At 65.5% G+C, this 16930-nt stretch carries 15 protein-coding genes; 1 reads left to right on the top strand and 14 read right to left on the bottom strand.

The features are described from left to right. The first annotated feature begins 198 nt into the window (after positions 1-198). A complete protein-coding gene (locus tag ACYQ2W_RS17600) occupies positions 199-1617 on the top strand; it encodes a Y-family DNA polymerase (protein ID WP_459869966.1) in 1419 nt (472 codons plus the stop codon). Positions 1618-1691: 74 nt separating this feature from the next. On the opposite strand, the gene ACYQ2W_RS17595 is transcribed toward ACYQ2W_RS17600, so the two are convergent. The 14 genes from ACYQ2W_RS17595 to ACYQ2W_RS17530 all read right to left on the bottom strand — a co-directional run bounded on the left by ACYQ2W_RS17595 (position 1692) and on the right by ACYQ2W_RS17530 (position 16860). After that, positions 1692-1982: a ComEA family DNA-binding protein gene (locus ACYQ2W_RS17595; RefSeq protein ID WP_459869963.1), complete on the bottom strand. Its 291-nt coding sequence runs from the start codon at positions 1980-1982 to the stop codon at positions 1692-1694. A 534-nt stretch (positions 1983-2516) separates the two neighbouring features. Continuing rightward, positions 2517-3230 (bottom strand): orotidine-5'-phosphate decarboxylase, encoded by a 714-nt coding sequence (pyrF, locus tag ACYQ2W_RS17590; protein WP_459869960.1) that lies wholly within the window; start codon positions 3228-3230, stop codon positions 2517-2519. Positions 3231-3258: 28 nt separating this feature from the next. Next, positions 3259-4431, bottom strand: coding sequence for a lipopolysaccharide assembly protein LapB (gene lapB / locus ACYQ2W_RS17585; protein WP_459869957.1), 1173 nt, complete (start codon positions 4429-4431; stop codon positions 3259-3261). Between the two features lie 79 nt (positions 4432-4510). Further along, positions 4511-4813, bottom strand: a complete 303-nt coding sequence (gene ihfB / locus ACYQ2W_RS17580) for an integration host factor subunit beta (RefSeq protein WP_459869954.1) — start codon at positions 4811-4813, stop codon at positions 4511-4513. Between the two features lie 84 nt (positions 4814-4897). Continuing rightward, entirely contained in the window at positions 4898-6571 is a 1674-nt protein-coding gene (gene rpsA / locus ACYQ2W_RS17575; protein ID WP_459869951.1) for a 30S ribosomal protein S1, read from the bottom strand. A gap of 148 nt (positions 6572-6719) precedes the next feature. Next, positions 6720-7403 (bottom strand): (d)CMP kinase, encoded by a 684-nt coding sequence (gene cmk / locus ACYQ2W_RS17570; RefSeq protein ID WP_459869948.1) that lies wholly within the window; start codon positions 7401-7403, stop codon positions 6720-6722. A 96-nt stretch (positions 7404-7499) separates the two neighbouring features. Then, entirely contained in the window at positions 7500-8819 is a 1320-nt protein-coding gene (gene aroA / locus ACYQ2W_RS17565) for a 3-phosphoshikimate 1-carboxyvinyltransferase (protein WP_459869945.1), read from the bottom strand. 118 nt (positions 8820-8937) lie between these two features. Then, complete coding sequence (locus ACYQ2W_RS17560; RefSeq protein ID WP_459869943.1) at positions 8938-9819, bottom strand: prephenate dehydrogenase; 882 nt, start codon at positions 9817-9819, stop codon at positions 8938-8940. Positions 9820-9848: 29 nt separating this feature from the next. Next, positions 9849-10928 (bottom strand): prephenate dehydratase, encoded by a 1080-nt coding sequence (gene pheA, locus ACYQ2W_RS17555; RefSeq protein ID WP_459869940.1) that lies wholly within the window; start codon positions 10926-10928, stop codon positions 9849-9851. 104 nt (positions 10929-11032) lie between these two features. Further along, positions 11033-12196 (bottom strand): phosphoglycerate dehydrogenase, encoded by a 1164-nt coding sequence (locus tag ACYQ2W_RS17550; protein ID WP_459869937.1) that lies wholly within the window; start codon positions 12194-12196, stop codon positions 11033-11035. 152 nt (positions 12197-12348) lie between these two features. Then, the gene (serC, locus tag ACYQ2W_RS17545) at positions 12349-13437 is read right to left on the bottom strand and encodes a 3-phosphoserine/phosphohydroxythreonine transaminase (RefSeq protein WP_459869934.1); all 1089 of its coding nucleotides are present in this window, start codon (positions 13435-13437) and stop codon (positions 12349-12351) included. Positions 13438-13620: 183 nt separating this feature from the next. Beyond that, positions 13621-16203, bottom strand: a complete 2583-nt coding sequence (gene gyrA / locus ACYQ2W_RS17540) for a DNA gyrase subunit A (RefSeq protein ID WP_459869931.1) — start codon at positions 16201-16203, stop codon at positions 13621-13623. A gap of 74 nt (positions 16204-16277) precedes the next feature. Continuing rightward, entirely contained in the window at positions 16278-16598 is a 321-nt protein-coding gene (locus tag ACYQ2W_RS17535; protein ID WP_459869929.1) for a type II toxin-antitoxin system VapC family toxin, read from the bottom strand. Then, positions 16585-16860 carry a hypothetical protein gene (locus tag ACYQ2W_RS17530; RefSeq protein ID WP_459869926.1) on the bottom strand — a complete coding sequence of 92 codons (276 nt, stop codon included), beginning with the start codon at positions 16858-16860 and terminating at the stop codon, positions 16585-16587. The genes ACYQ2W_RS17535 and ACYQ2W_RS17530 overlap by 14 nt, the downstream gene beginning before the upstream one ends. Positions 16861-16930 lie beyond the last annotated feature (70 nt).

Genomic DNA, 16930 nt, shown 5'->3' with positions numbered 1-16930 from the left:
CTGTATAAAAAAATACCCTCCTTCTGTTCAACACCACCGCAACCAACCGCTGTGAAGAGCGCCATCCCCCACCGTCCCCCCTACGCATTGCGCCCACTCTTCGACGAACCTCGAAAAGAGGCATGTATCGCTCTCCCCACCCTTTCCCCTCCTCCCCATGGCGAAGAGAGAGCGGCCAAGGGGCCCCTGTGGTTGGCGGTGGAGCTGCCATGGCTGGCCTTGGAGCAGTTTGCCGGGACGCTGGAACCGGCACACCCCTTCGCGGTGAGTGAGACCTGCAATGGCGTGGCGCGGCTGGCGCTGGGCAACCGCGCCGCGCTCCGGGCGGGAGTCCGACCGGGAATGCGCCCGGGTACCGCCTACGCCCTATGCCCCGATCTGCGGGTCCGACCACGGGACCATGCGGCGGAGCGGGCGGCCCTGGAGCGGCTGGCGGCGTGGACGGGACGTTTCACCCCCCAGGTGGTGTTGTCGCCCCCCGCCGCGCTGCTGCTGGAGGTGGCGGGGAGCGAACGGCTCTTCGGCGGCATGGAGGCGATCATCCGGGCGCTACGCCAGGGGGTGGCGGAGCTGGGCTACCGGACACGGATCGCCCTGGCCCCCACCCCCAACGGGGCGCGGCTGCTCACCACCTCGGCGGGGGATACCCGGGTCCATGGTCAGGACGAGCTGCGGCGCGCCCTGGCGGGGGTGCCGCTGGAGCGGCTGGGATTGCCGCGGGGAAGCCTGGAGCGATTGCGACGGCTGGGACTGAAACGCCTCGGCGAACTGCTACGGATGCCGCGGGATGGGGTGGCGCGACGCTACGGGGCGGAGCTGGTGGATCTGCTGGACCGCACCCTGGGACGGCGGGCCGACCCGCAGGAGCCCTTTCGCCCACCGCAGCGCTACCACGGCCGCCTGCTCCTGCCCGCGGAGGTGGAGGAACATCCCCGGCTGCTGATTGCCGCGCGCCGCCTGCTCGGTGAGTTGAGCGGCCTGCTGGAGGCGCGGGGCGAGGGGATCCAGTCCATGGAGTGGACCCTGATCCACCGCGACCACGCCCCCACTCCCCTCCCCCTCGGCCTGGCCTCGCCGGGGCGGGACGCTGAACGGATGGAGGCCCTGCTGGCGGAGCGGCTGGAGCGCTTCGAGCTTCCCGCACCGGTGCTGGAACTGGAGCTATGCAGCGGCCCGTTTCACCCCCTCGCCTCGCACAACGGCGCGCTCTTCACCGATCCTGCGTCACGATTGGAGGCGGCACGCCTGCTGGAACGGCTGATCGCCCGACTGGGAGAGGCGGCAATCCACGGCATCGAAACGGTGGCCGACCACCGCCCCGAACGGGGGTGGCGCCGACTTCCCGCCGGCCGGCGCCCCCTGGCAATCGCTCTTCCGGACCGCCCGCTGTGGCTGTTGGCCGCCCCCCTGCCGCTGGCGCGGATCGACGGTCGCCCCCACTACCGCGGGGTGCTGCATCTGCTACGGGGGCCGGAACGGATCGAATCGGGGTGGTGGGACGGAGCGGGGGTGACAAGGGACTACTTCGCAGCGGAGAACCCGGCGGGGATGCGGCTGTGGATCTTCCGCGAGCCCCGCCATCCAGAGCGTTGGTTTCTTCACGGACGCTTCGGATAGGAATTTTCTAACGATAGATGCCATCCCTGGCGCCCCATCCGTGGTGGCTCTCCCTTGGCCTGCCTAGGCAGGTGTCAGTGGTCGGCAGCCACAGGGGCGGTGCCAACGGTGAGCAGGTCACGGTTCTTCTCGACGATCTTGGCGCCGATCCCCTTGACGTTGGCCAGATCCTCCACCCGTTGGAATGGGCCGTTCTTCTCGCGGTAGGCGATCACCGCCTCCGCCTTTTTCATGCCGACGCCGCTGATCGCGGCCGCCAGGGCGGCGGCATCGGCGGTATTGATATCGATCGGCTCCATCGCGGCGGCGAAGGGAGCGGTGGCGAGCAGCAGCAGGGCGATGACGAGATTGCGGACGATCTTCATGCGGGAACCTCCCATGTCGTTATTGGAATGCGCTGGAATCACAAAAGATGATTTCCAGACGGTCACCAGCATGGCAAGTCAGGGAAACTGACGTCAATTGGCGGAATTCGGATTTTTTTGCAGGACGATTCGCTATGGTTTTCAGACTGGGCTGATGGGCTATGAGACAGGGATTGCGTAGAAGCAGGGGAAATTCCGATACACTGGGGGCGTGCCGATCGTTAGCGGAAACCCACTTTCAAGCGAAGATCTTTACACGAAGGGCGCGAAGGAGGAGGCACGAAGAACACAAAGGGGAATAGGGCGGGTGGGGCTGCTGGCGCCGAATCCTGTAGAAAAGGCCAGTACCAACGGAAAGGTCGTGGCGGCCGCAGGCCGCCCTATAGGGCGGGCCGCGCCCGCCGTGGGCGTCGGGGCTCGCACCCGAGATTGGGTCAGAGTCGAGAGGATGAAATGGCACGCACCTCCTCCCTTTTTTCGTGTCTTCTCCTCTACCCTTCGTGCTGGAAAGGCGCCCTGAACAAGCAGGGAGATCTACGGTTGATCGAGTGTTTGGCGGACCTCCGCCTCGATGGCGCGAAGCACCGCCACCGGGTCGGCGGCCTGGGTGATCGGGCGGCCGATCACCAGATAGTCGGAACCGGCGCGGATGGCATCGGCGGGGGTCATGATCCGCCGCTGGTCGCCCACCTCGGCGCCAGCCGGGCGGATGCCGGGGGTGACCAGGAGGAACTCCCGGCCGCGCGTCTCCTTCAGCAGCGCCGCCTCTCGGGCGGAACAGACGACGCCGTCGAGACCGGAGGATTGGGCCAGGGCGGCGAGGCGACGGACGTTCTCCTCCGGCGTCCCGGCAAAGCCGATCTCGGCCAGGTCCTCGTCGCTCATGCTGGTGAGGACGGTGACGCCGATGAGCAGCGTCTCCGTCCCGCCGGTGGCGATCGCCTCGCGCGCCGCCTCCATCATCCGCCGGCCGCCGGAGGCGTGGACGTTGACCATCCACACCCCCAGGTCGGCCGCCGCGGCGCAGGCGGCGGCGACGGTGTTGGGGATGTCGTGGAATTTCAGGTCGAGGAAGATCTCGTAGCCGGCATCGATGAACGCCCGCACCAGTTCCGGCCCCGCCCGCACGAACAGCTCCTTGCCGATCTTCAACCGGCACAGCGAAGGGTCGAGCCGCGCCACCAGCTCACGGGCAGACCGGGCATCGGGATAGTCCAACGCCACCAGCACTCTCGGATCAGCACGCATCGTTCACACCTTTATCGGATTAATTCTTTTAGTCCCCCGTCGCCTCGTCGATCGGTTTGACGGTGTGCCACTTCTTGCAGCTGGGGCACTGCCAGTGCATCTTCTTGCCGGTGAAGCCGCAGTGCCCGCACTGGCTCAGCGGGCGATCCTCCAGCAGGCGGCGGGTCAACTCCTTGAGGGTGAGCAGGTTCTCGCGGGCCGCCCCCTCGCTGCGGGTGAGGTGAAGTTCGATCAGCTCGTCGAGACCGCGCACCGAGGGGTGATGGCGGAGCTGCTCGATGATGAAGCCCGCGGCCTCCCGCTCCCCGCGCTCGCGCCGCACCTGCTCGGCCAGGGCGAGCATCACCGCGACACTCGGGTGGCGCTCCAGCACCCCACGCAGGTAGTCGCGGTAGGCAGCGCTCTCGTCGAGACGCCAGTAGCACTTCTCCAGGGCGTCCAGTGCCAGCGGCAGATAGGCGGGCGCCTGCCCCTCGATGCGCTGGAAGGCATCGCGGGCGCGGCGCCATTCACCCGCCTCCATCGCCAGCTCCCCTTCGATCAGACTGGCGCGGGCACAATTGGGATCGGCACGCAACGCCTTCACCAACAGCTCGCCCGCTCTTCCAACCTCGTCGTTGTCGCGGGACGTCTCGGCCTGCTCGCACCAGTACATGGCGATGGTCGCCCCCTGTCCCTGGCCGAGGGTCTTCTCCAGCCGGCGGGTCATCTCGATCGCCTTCTCCCAGTCCCGCTCCTGCTGGTAGATCGCCACCAGATAGCGTTGTGCGGGAACGGCATGGACCCCCAGCTCCACCAGTTCCAGGAAGAGGTTCTCGGCACGGTCGAAGAGCCCCGCCTTCATGTAGTCCTCACCCAGGGCGAGGAGCGCCTGGGCCCGCTGTTCACCGCTGAGGCTCGGGCGGGCGATGAGGTTCTGATGAATGTGGATGGCGCGGTCCACCTCGCCCCGCCGGCGGAACAGGTTGCCGAGGGTGAAGTGGGTCTCGATGGTGTCCTTGTCCACTTCGAGGACGCGGATGAAGACCTCGATCGCCTTGTCGGGCTGCTCGTTGAGCAGGTAGTTGAGACCCTTGAAATAGTCGGCGGGGATACGGGAGAGGGGATTGCGCGCCTCGCGGCTCTTGCGCTCCCAGCGGGCCACCAGCCAGCCGGACGCGGCGGCGACCGGAAGGAGGAACCACAGCAGCTCCGTCATCATGGGGGCAACCCTGGAAAATTCGGTAGCGTCGTCGCAGGAGGACGCCGGAAATCACGGAGAGGACGGATTCGTTCCGCCGCTATTTGATCGGCACTTCGTCGCGGGATTCGTTGACCCGTTCGCGCATCTCCTTGCCGGGCTTGAAATGCGGGACGTATTTGCCGGAGAGCGCCACCGAGTCGCCGGTCTTCGGGTTGCGACCGATACGCGGTGGACGGAAATGGAGGGAGAAACTGCCGAAACCGCGGATCTCGATCCGCTCGCCGCTGGCCAGGGACTGGCTCATCTGTTCGAGCAGGCTCTTGACGGCCAACTCCACGTCCTTGTACGCCAAGTGGCTCTGTTTCCGCGCGATGGCTTCGATCAGTTCGGATTTGGTCATTGGCAGATTCCTGTTGGCCGATTGCCGGTTACCGGAAGCAGGGGCCGGCCCAACGGCCGGCCCCCTGCCGACAAGGACTGCGAATTAGTCCTTGTTCTCCATCTGCTCCTTGAGCAGATCACCCAGGGTGGTGGTGCCGGCGCCGGAGCTGCGGCTGTAGTCCTGGATCGCCTCGGCCTCCTCGGCCATCTCCTTCGCCTTGATCGAGAGGCTGATCGCGCGGTTCTTGCGGTCGACGCCCATGAACTTGGCCTCGATCTCGTCACCAACGCTGAGCATGGTACGGGCGTCCTCGACACGGTCGCGGGAGAGGTCGGAGGCGCGCAGGTAGCCCTCGATGCCTTCGCCCAGCTCGATCACCGCACCCTTGGCATCCACCTCCTTGACGACGCCCTTGACCATGGAGCCCTTCGGATTGTCGGCCACGAAGTTGGAGACCGGATCCTTGTCGAGCTGCTTGATGCCGAGCGAGATGCGCTCGCGCTCGGGGTCGATGGCGAGCACCACGGTATCCACCTCGTCACCCTTCTTGAAGTCGCGCACGGCCTCTTCGCCGGGGACGTTCCAGGAGATGTCGGAGAGGTGCACCAGGCCGTCGATGCCACCCTCCAGGCCGACGAAGATGCCGAAGTCGGTGATCGACTTGATCTTGCCGTTGAGGCGGTCGCCCTTCTTGAACAGCGCGCCGAACTCCTCCCAGGGGTTGGACTTGCACTGCTTCATGCCGAGCGAGATGCGGCGACGCTCCTCGTCGATGTCGAGCACCATGACCTCGCACTCTTCACCCTGCGCGACCACCTTGGAGGGGTGGATGTTCTTGTTGGTCCAGTCCATCTCGGACATGTGGACCAGACCCTCGACGCCCTCCTCGATCTCGACGAAGCAGCCGTAGTCGGCGATGTTGGTGACCTTGCCGAAGAGGCGGGTGTTGACCGGGTAGCGACGGGCGATGTCGGACCAGGGATCGGCGCCCAGCTGCTTGAGGCCGAGGGAGACGCGGTTGCGCTCGCGATCGAACTTGAGCACCTTGACCTCGATCTCGTCGCCGACGTTGACGATCTCGGAGGGGTGCTTGACCCGCTTCCAGGCCATGTCGGTGATGTGCAGCAGGCCGTCGATGCCGCCGAGGTCGATGAACGCGCCGTAGTCGGTGAGGTTCTTGACGATACCCTTGATGGAGACCCCTTCCTGCAGGGTCTCGAGCAGCTTCTCGCGCTCCTCGCTGTACTCCTGCTCGACCACCGCGCGGCGGGAGACCACCACGTTGTTGCGCTTGCGGTCGAGCTTGATGACCTTGAACTCCAGCTCCTTGCCTTCGAGGTAGGTGACGTCGCGCACCGGGCGGACGTCGACCAGGGTGCCGGGAAGGAAGGCGCGGATCGACTCGATGTCGACGGTGAAGCCGCCCTTCACCTTGCCGCTGATCATGCCCTTGACGATCTCCTCCTTCTCGAAGGCCTCCTGCAGCACCTCCCAGGCCTTGATGCGCTTGGCGCGCTCGCGGGAGAGCTGGGTCTCACCGTAGCCGTCCTCCAGGGAGTCCAGCGCCACCTCGACGAAGTCGCCGATGGCCACGGAGAGGGTGCCGTCTTCGCCATAGAACTGCTCGGCAGGGATCACACCTTCGGACTTCAGACCGGCATTGACGATCACGAAGTCGGCGCGCACGTCCACCACTTCGGCCTGGACGATCGAGCCGGGGCGCATCTCCTGCTTGGCGAGGCTCTGTTCAAACATTTCGGCGAAACTTTCGGTCATCTGAAAAAATCCTTACCCGGATATCGGGTTGTTTATGAACCATCGATCCCGTTGACTGTCTCGGTAGGGAAGCGATGGATTGCGTTGCGGTTGAACATCGATCCCGCCACCCATTGGCGGAACCATCCCGTGAAAACGGTCCTTGAACTCAGGCGATCGCGGTGCGTTCGCTCACCCACGCCATGGCCTGCGCCACCACCTCATCGATGGAGAGACCGGTGCTGTCGAGCAGCAGCGCATCCTCGGCGGGCTTGAGCGGGGCCACGGGGCGCGAGGCGTCGCGACGGTCGCGCTCCTCGATCTCCTGCACAAGATCGGCAAGATTAGCACCCATACCCTTTTCAATCAACTGCTTATAGCGGCGTTGGGCGCGCTCCTCCGCGCTCGCGGTGAGAAAGATCTTGGCCGGGGCGTCGGGGAACACAACGGTGCCCATATCGCGCCCATCGGCGACCAGCCCGGGCACCTCGCAAAAGGCCCGCTGGCGCTCCAGCAGCGCCTCGCGCACCGCCGGAATCGCCGCCACCTTGGAGGCGTTGTTGCCGGCCGTCTCGGAGCGGATCTCGCCGCTCACCTCCTCGCCGTCGAGCAGCACCCGCGGCTCGTCATCCCCCTCCTCGAAGCGCACCGGCAGGGTGCGGGCGAGCTCGGCCACCGCCGCCTCGTCGGCGAAATCGACCCCCTTGCGCACGGCATACAGCGCGGTAAGGCGGTAGAGCGCCCCGGAGTCGAGAAACTGCCAGCCGAGCTGACGGGCGATGCGCCGCGAGACGGTCCCCTTGCCGGAACCGGAGGGGCCGTCGATGGTGATGACGGGTACTATTTCAGTCATGTGCAAACCCCTTTTCATTTCGCCACGGAGCCACGGAGGGCACGGAGGGGGTGAGGGCAACCTCTCCCAACCTCCGTGCCCTCCGTGGCTCCGTGGCTAATCTTCTTGCTTGATGGAGAGGCCGCAGGCGCGGGCCAGTTCGACGAAGCCGGGGAAGGAGGTGTTGACGTTGGCGCAGTCGTCGATGGTGACCGGCCCCGCGGCACGCAGCGCGGCCATCGCGAAGGACATGGCGATGCGGTGGTCGCCACGGCTGTCGACCCGGCCGGAGCCGATCGCCCCGCCGCGGATCACCATGCCGTCGGGGGTCGGCTCGGCATCGACGCCGAGGATCTTCAGCCCGTCGGCCATCACCTGGATGCGGTCGGACTCCTTCACCCGCAGCTCCTCGGCGCCGGTGAGCACGGTCTCCCCCTCGGCGCAGGCGGCGGCGACGAACAGCGCCGGGAACTCGTCGATGGCCAGCGGCACCTGATCCTCGGGGATACGGATGCCCTTCAGCTTCGCCGAACGGACGCGCAGATCGGCCACCGGCTCACCGCCCACCTCGCGCTCGTTCATCACCGTGATGTCGGCGCCCATCAGGCGCAGGATGTTGATCACCCCGTCGCGGGTCGGGTTGATGCCGACATGCTCCAGGGTGAGATCGGAACCCTCCGCAATGGAGGCCCCGACCAGGAAGAAGGCGGCCGAGGAGATGTCCGCAGGGATATCGACGGCGCAGGCGGCGAGCCGCCCTCCCCCTTCGACGCAGGCGGTGGCACCGTCGCGCTCGACGCCATAGCCGAAGCCGGAGAGCATCCGCTCGCTGTGGTCGCGGGTCGGCGCCGGCTCGGTGACGCAGGTACGCCCCTCGGCATAGAGACCGGCGAGCAGCAGGCTCGACTTCACTTGGGCGGAGGCCACCGGCATCTCGTAGTGGAAGCCCTTGAGCGCCTGACCGCCGCGAATCCTCAGCGGGGGCGTGCCCCCTTCGGCGGTCTCGATCACCGCCCCCATCTCGCCCAGCGGCACCGAAACCCGCTTCATCGGGCGCTTGGAGAGCGAGGCGTCACCGACCAGCTCCACGTCGAACGACTGCCCGCAGAGGAGCCCCGAGAGCAGCCGCATGGAGGTGCCGGAGTTGCCCAGATCGAGCGGGCCGGCCGGCGCCTTGAGGCCATGCATACCGACCCCATGGATGGTCACCCGACCGCCGTCGGGCCCCTCGATCGCAACCCCCATGGCGCGGAAGGCGTTGAGGGTGGCGATGGCGTCCTCCCCCTCGAGGAAACCGCTGATCTCGGTGGTCCCCTCGGCCAGCGAGCCGAGCATGATCGAGCGGTGGGAGATCGACTTGTCCCCCGGCACCCGCGCGCTCCCCGACAACCGGCCGCCCGGCGCCACCTGATAGACGATGTTCTTCGATCCGCTCACGTTTCTATTCCGCTAATTAGAGAAGAGAGTCCACAAATGAATGCAAATGAACGCGAATAAAGAAGATGAATCTCTTCCCTTATTCGCGTTCATTTGCGTTCATTTGCGGATAAAAATTCTATTTGACCACATGGGTATCCCGCGCGTGTTTGGCGCGCTGGAAGAGGTCGAGCATGGCCGGGCCGTCGCCGGCGGCGATGAGATCGCGCAGCGCGGCCAGATCGCGCTCGAAACGCTCCACCATGCCAAGCAGCGCCTCGCGGTTGTGCAGGCAGATATCCCGCCACATCACCGGGTCGCTGGAGGCGATGCGGGTGAAGTCACGGAAACCGCCGGCGGCGAAGCCGAATATCTCATCGCCATATTTCATGTTGGCGAGGCTGTCGACCAGGGCGAAGGCGAGCACATGGGGCAGGTGGCTGGTGGCGGCCAACACCTCGTCGTGGTGCTCCACCTCCATCCTCACCACCTCGGCGCCGGCGACCTCCCATGCTCGATCCACCAATTCGATGGCCGTCGGATCGGTGGTATGCAGGGGCGTAAGGATCACCCGGCGATCGCGATAGAGGGTGCCGTCGGCGGCATCCACCCCACTGTGTTCACGCCCTGCAATGGGGTGGCCCGGCACGAAAAAGGAGGGAATACCGCCGCCGAAGGCGCGGCTCGCCGCCTCGATCACGCTCCCCTTGGCACTGCCCACGTCGGTGACCACCGCGCCCGCCTTGAGTGCCGGCGCCATGGTGCGAAAAACCGCCTCCATCGCCCCCAGCGGCACCGCTACCACCACCAGATCGCAACCGGCCACCGCCTCGGCCACGTCGGTGGACCAGCGGTCGATCACCCCCAGCTCCACCGCCCGCCGCAGGTTCCCCTCCTCCCGCCCGCAGCCGATCACCTCCCCCACCTGACCGGCCTCGCGCAGCGCACGCGCCCATGACCCGCCGATCAGCCCGACGCCGACGATGCACAGAGAATCAATGAGCGGTTTATCGAAGGGCATGCTACTTCAAGAAATGCTCGATCCGCGCCCTAAAGCGCGGATCGAGGATACGAGCCGAGGATCTTGAGGAAGCTCGCCTCTTCATTGAGTTCCTTCAGCGCCTCGACCACCGACGGCTCCTCGGCGTGACCGAGGAGGTCGATGAAGAAGACGTAATCCCACATGCCGCGACGGGAAGGACGGGACTCGATGCGGCTCATGCTGATCTCGTGGCGGGCCAGCGGCGCCAACAACGAGGCCAACGCGCCGGGGCGGTTGTGGGCGGAGAGCAGCAGGGTGGTCTTGTCCTCGCCGCTGGCCGGCACCTGGCGGTCGCCGATCACCAGGAAGCGGGTGGTGTTGTCCGGCTCGTCCTCGATGTTGCCGGCCAGGATCTCCAACCCGTAGAGACCGGCGGCATTGGCCCCGGCGATCGCCGCGGTCCCCGCCTCGGCCGCGGCCATCCGCGCGCCCTCGGCGTTGTTGCTCACCGCCTCGCGCTCCACGTGGGGCAGGTTGGCGTCGAGCCACTCGCGACACTGGGCCAGCGCTTGGGGGTGGGCATAGATGCGAGTCACCTCTTCCAGGGAGACGCCGCGGCCGAGCAGGTTGTGATGGATGCGCAGCTCCACCTCGCCACAGATGCGCAACGGCGACTGGAGGAACATGTCGAGGGTGTGGTTGATCACCCCCTCGGTGGAGTTCTCCACCGGCACCACGCCGTAGTCGGCACCGCCGGCGGCCACCTCGCGGAACACCTCGTCGATCGCCCCCAGCGGTACGGTGGTCACCGAACCGCCGAAGTGCCGGATCGCTGCGGCATGGGTATAGGAGCCGGCGGGACCGAAGTAGGCCACCTTCATCGGCTGCTCCAGGGCGAGGCAGGCGGACATGATCTCGCGGAACAACCGCGCCATCTCGACATCCGCCAGCGGCCCCCGGTTACGCGCCTTCACCGCGCGCAGCACCTGCGCCTCGCGCTCCGGGCGGTAGAAGTCGGGATCCGCCTCGGCGGCCCGCTTCACCCGCGCCACCTCCTCGGCACACCGGGCGCGCTGATTGATCAGCTCCTGGATCTGCTCATCCAGCGCGTCGATCTTTTCGCGAATCTTGAGAAGCTCTTCAGACATAAGAGATTTGTCCGCAAATGAACGCAAATACACGCAAATAAAGAAAAGCGATCTCTTCTCTTATTTGCGTGTATTTGCGTTCATTCGCGGACTTTTTCTTCCTCTTAGAGGGTACGGACGGAGAGGACGCCTTCGATGGCGGCGATGCGCTCGACCACCGCCTGCGGGATCTCCCCCTCGACGTCCACCAGGGTGTAGGCGACGTCACCGCGGGACTTGTTGAGCATGTCGACGATGTTGAGGCCGGCACCGGCCAGGTCGGTGGAGATCTGGCCCAGCATGTTGGGCACGTTGGCGTTGGCGATGGCCAGACGGTGGCCGCCGTTGCGCTCCATGCGCACCTCGGGGAAGTTGACCGAATTGAGGATGTTGCCGTTCTCCAGATAGTCGCGCACCTGCTCGGCGACCATGATCGCGCAGTTCTCCTCGGCCTCGCGGGTGGACGCGCCGAGGTGCGGCAGGGTCACCACCTTGGGGTGGTTCTTCAGCAGATTGGTGGGGAAGTCGCAGACGTAGCCGTAGACCTTGCCGGCGTCGATCGCCGCCACCACCGCCTCGTCGTCGACGATGCCGCCGCGGGCGAAGTTGAGGATCACCACGTTGTCCTTCATCGACTTCAGCCGGTCGGCGTTGATCAGGTTTTTGGTCCCCTCCACCAGCGGCACGTGGAAGGTGACGAAGTCGCTCTTGTTGAGCACCTCGTCGACGCTGCCCGCCTTCTCCACCGCCGCATCCATCTGCCAGGCGGCGTTGACGGTGATGCCGGGATCGAAGCCGATCACCTTCATGCCGAGGGCGACCGCGGCGTTGGCCACGCGCACGCCGATGGCGCCGAGGCCGATCACCCCGAGGGTGCGGCCGGGCAGCTCGAAGCCGCCGTAGTTCTTCTTGCCCGCCTCGGTCTGCTTACCGATCTCGGCGTCCTCACCCTCCAGGTTGCGGGCGAAGTCCCACGCCTGGGCGATGTTGCGGCAGGCCATCAGCATGCCGGCGATCACCAGCTCCTTCACCGCATTGGAGTTGGCGCCGGGGGCGTTGAACACCACTACCCCCTTCCTGGTCATCTCGTCGACCGGGATGTTGTTGGTGCCGGCACCGGCACGGCCCACCGCCTTGAGGGTCGCGGGGATCTCCATGCCATGCATCTTGAACGAGCGCAGCAGGATCGCATCGGGGTGCTGGATCTCGGAGGCGATCTCGTAGGCGTCACGCGGCAGACGATCAAGACCGGCGACGGAGATATTGTTCAGCGTCAGTATCTTATGCATCTTTCCTCACCCAAAACATCAAAGAATGAAACAGCGACCAAATACCGAATCAATCAAAAGCCAATGAACCGCAGATTAACGCAGATTTTCGCAGATGAGTTCTAGGCTCAATCTGCGGATATCTGCGTTAATCTGCGGTTCAATTTCCTTTCTTATCCGTGTTTTTTCTCGAATTCGGCCATGAAGGCGACCAGGGCGTCGACCCCCTCCTCGGGCATGGCGTTGTAGATGGAGGCGCGCATGCCACCCACCGAGCGGTGTCCCTTGAGGGTGGTGAGCCCGGCCTCCTTGGCCTCGGCCAGGAAGGTGGCGTCCAGCTCGCTGTCGGCCAGGGTGAAGGGGACGTTCATCCACGAGCGGTTGGCCACCGCCACCGGGTTGGCGTAGAAATCCGAGCCGTCGATGGCGGCGTAGAGCTTGACCGCCTTGCGCTGGTTGATCTCGGCCATCGCCGGGATGCCGCCCTTGTCCTTCAGCCACTGGAACACCAGCCCCGCCAGGTACCAGGCGTAGGTGGGCGGGGTGTTGTACATGGAGTCGGCGTCGGCGTGGGTCTTGTAGTCGAACATGGTCGGGGTACCGTCCACCGGCTGGCCGATCAGATCGTCACGGACGATGCAGATGGTCAGGCCCGCGGGACCGATGTTCTTCTGCGCGCCGGCATAAATAACGCCGTACTTCGAGACGTCGACCGGCCGCGACAGGATGGTGGAGGAGAAATCGGCCACCAGCGGCTTGTCGCCCACCTCGGGGACGTAGTCGAACTCCACCCCCTCGATGGTCTCGTTGGGGGTGTAGTGGACGAAGGCGGCGTCCGCGGAGAGGTTGAGCTGTTCCTGTGACGGCGCAAAGGTGAACTTGCCCGACTCGGCGGAGGCGTCGAACGCGGTGTTGACCTCACAGTAGCGCTTCGCCTCCTTGATCGCCTTCTTGCCCCAGGAGCCGGTGAGCAGGTAGTCGGCCTTGCTGCCGCCGCGCAGCAGATTCATCGGCACCATGGCGAACTGGCTGGAGGCACCGCCCTGGAGGAACAGCACCTTGTAGTTGGCGGGGATCGCCATCAGCTCGCGCAGGTCGGCCTCGGCCTGCGCGGCGATGGACATGAACTCCTTGCCGCGGTGGCTCATCTCGGCGACGCACATGCCGGAGCCGTTCCAGTCCAGCATCTCCTCGCGAGCCTGCTCCAACACCTCGGCCGGCAGCATCGCCGGTCCCGCACTGAAATTGAACACTCGTGCCATGAATCGAACTCCGAAAGCCTTTGGTTGAAAAATCAGCCCGCGTTTACCGACACAACCGCGGACAACTCTTTGAAGTGGCGTTTCAAATGCAGAATCGAACCGCAGATTTACGCAGATGAACGCAGATCAAATACAAACAAGAAATCTGCGTTCATCTGCGTAAATCTGCGGTTAAATCTTCTCTTATTCCTCCACCTCGTCGTCGGTGGCGACCTCGTCGCCGCCGTCCAGTTCCTCGACGCGGGCGAGGCCGACCAGCTTCTCCTTCTTAGTGAGACTGATCAGCTTGACCCCCTGGGTGTTGCGGCTCGAGACCTTCACCTCGGCGCAGCGGGTGCGCACCAGGGTGCCGCCGTTGGTGATCAGCATCAGCTCATCCTCGTCGTTGACCAGCACCGCACCGACCACCGCACCGTTGCGCTCGCTGGTCTGGATCGAGATCACCCCCTGGCCGCCGCGGCCGCGCACCGGGTAGTCCGCCACCGGGGTGCGCTTGCCGTAGCCGTTCTCCGAGGCGGTGAGCACCATGCCCCCCTCCTCGGTCGCCTTGTCCAGCACGATCAGCGCGTTGACCTTCTGCTCCTCGGCCAGCCGCATGCCGCGCACGCCGGCCGCGGTGCGCCCCATGGCGCGAACGTCGTTCTCGTGGAAACGGATCACCTTGCCGGCGTCGGAGAAGAGCATCACCTCGCGCTCACCGTCGGTGAGCGCCACGTCCACCAGGGTGTCGTCGCCACGCAGATCGACGGCGATGATGCCGGCGGCCCGCTTGTTGGAGAAGGCGGGGAGCGGGGTCTTCTTCACCGTGCCGGAGCTGGTGGCGAAGAAGATATACCACCCCTCGGAGTACTCCTTGATCGGCAGCACCGCGTTGATCCGCTCCTCCTCCTCCAACGGCAGCAGGTTGACGATCGGCCGGCCACGGGCGGCACGGCTCGCCTGGGGGATCTCATAGACCTTCAGCCAGAAGACGCGGCCGCGGCTGGTGAAGCAGAGCAGGGTGTCGTGGGTGTTGGCGACGAACAGCTTGTCGACGAAGTCCTCCTCCTTGATCGCCGTGGCGCTCTTGCCCTTGCCGCCACGCCGCTGCGCCTGGTAGGCGTCGAGCGGCTGGCTCTTGGCGTAGCCGCCGTGGGAGAGGGTCACCACCACGTCCTCGGGGGTGATCAGATCCTCCAGGGTCAGGTCGAGGCGCGACTCGATGATCTCGGTGCGGCGGGCGTCGCCGAAGCGCTCCTTGATGTCGAGCAGCTCCTCGCGGATCACCTCCATCAGCCGCTCGTCGCTGGCGAGGATCTTCATCAGCTCGTCGATGGTGTCGAGCAGCTCCTTGTATTCGTCGACGATCCGATCCTGCTCCAGGCCGGTGAGGCGGTGCAGGCGCAGGTCGAGGATCGCCTGGGCCTGGGCCGGCGAGAGGCGATAGCCCTCCTCGCCCAGACCGAACTCGGCGGGCAGGTCGTCGGGACGCGAGGCGGTGGCGCCGGCCCGCTCCAGCAGGTCGGTGACCACGCCGGGGCGCCAGGCGCGGGAGATCAGCCCCTCCTTCGCCGCCGTCGGGTTGGGCGAGCGGCGGATCAGCTCGATCACCTCGTCGATGTTGGCCAGGGCCACTGCCAGCCCTTCCAGCACATGTCCCCGCTCGCGCGCCTTGCGCAGGAGGTAGACGGTGCGCCGGGTCACCACCTCGCGGCGATGGCGGATGAACGCCTCGAGGATCTCCTTCAGGTTGAGGATCTTCGGCCGCCCCTCCACCAGGGCCACCATGTTGATGCCGAAGACGTTCTGCAACTGGGTGTGGCGGTAGAGGTTGTTGAGCACCACCTCGGAGACCTCGCCGCGCTTCAGCTCCACCACCATGCGCATGCCATCCTTGTCGGACTCGTCGCGCAGCTCGGAGATCCCCTCCAGCTTCTTCTCCTTGACCAGCTCGGCGATCTTTTCCAGGAGATTCGCCTTGTTCACCTGGTAGGGGAGCTCGGTGACCACGATCGACTGGCGGCCGGTCTTGTCGTCGGTCTCGACGTGGGAGCGGGCGCGCAGGTAGATGCGGCCACGGCCGGTGTGGTAGGCCTCGTGGATGCCGGCGGCGCCGTTGATCACCGCGGCGGTGGGAAAATCGGGACCGGGGATGTACCCCATCAGGGCGTCGATGGAGATCGACGGATCGTCCACCACGGCGACGCAGGCGTCGATCACCTCGGTGAGGTTGTGCGGCGGGATGTTGGTGGCCATGCCCACCGCGATGCCGGCGGAGCCGTTGATCAGCAGGTTGGGCAGCTTGGTGGGGAAGACCGCGGGCTCATGCTCCGACTCGTCGTAGTTGGGGACGAAGTCGACGGTCTCCTTGTCGAGGTCGGCGAGCAGCTCGTGGGCGATGCGCGCCATGCGCACCTCGGTGTAACGCATCGCCGCGGGCGAATCACCGTCCACCGAGCCGAAGTTGCCCTGGCCGTCCACCAGCATGTAGCGCAGCGAGAAGGGCTGGGCCATGCGCACGATGGTGTCGTAGACCGCGGTGTCACCGTGGGGGTGGTACTTACCGATGACGTCGCCGACCACGCGGGCCGACTTCTTGTAGGCCTTGTTCCAGTCGTTGCCCAGCTCGCTCATGGCGTAGAGGACACGCCGGTGGACCGGTTTCAAACCGTCCCGCACGTCCGGGAGGGCGCGTCCCACGATCACGCTCATGGCGTAATCGAGATAGGACTGCTTCATTTCGTCGTCGAGATTGACGTGCAGCACTTCTTGAGCGAAATCAGCCATGGAATCAATGACTTCCGTTCTTTATGGTTGTACCGGCCCGGTTGCCGCCCGGAGGGGGTGCAACAAAGCCGTCATCATACCATATCCGGCTGATTCGCGGCAGCTTTCGGGGCGGGGACCCCAAGATGGTGTGGGTGGGGATCCGGGGTGCGGCGGGAATCAATGGATTGGTGGATTTCACCATGAAGAGCGGAAAGGGAACGAAGGGCAGCAAAGCCGAAGCGTCGATAAAACTCTGCTGCCGAACGGTCGATGGGATCATGGATACAGGGCCAAGGGATCGCCCACAATTCGCCCGACTCGGCCAGCCGGGTCACCGCGCGGTCTGCGGCGCCGTGGAACGGGGAGTCGCTGCGGTGGGCATAGACGAGAATATTGGTGTCAATGGCGATCACGGCCGGAGCCCGCTCCCCCGCGCTCACCGTAGGCGAGTTCGCGGATCCCCTCCCAACTCCGATCGCGAACCGCCTCGCCCAACCCCCGCCCGCCGAATGAGTGCTTGCGCAGTTTGATTCCCCCCTCCGGCGCCCGCCCCTGCTGCCGCAGGAGCAGCACCAGGGCCTCTTCCAACACCCGTCGCAGTGGCTGTCTACGTTCACTCGCCAGCGCCTTGGCGCGCGACAAGAGATCATCATCGATTTCAACCGTGGTCTTCATCCCGATCCCCGACACGCAATAACCCATATTTATGGGCTGAAGACTAGGCACCAATCCAGGACGGGTCAAC

It is taken from the genome of Endothiovibrio diazotrophicus (assembly GCF_054657215.1).
The sequence above is the reverse complement of the archived record's forward strand: the minus strand, read 5'-3'. Positions and strand labels throughout refer to the sequence as shown.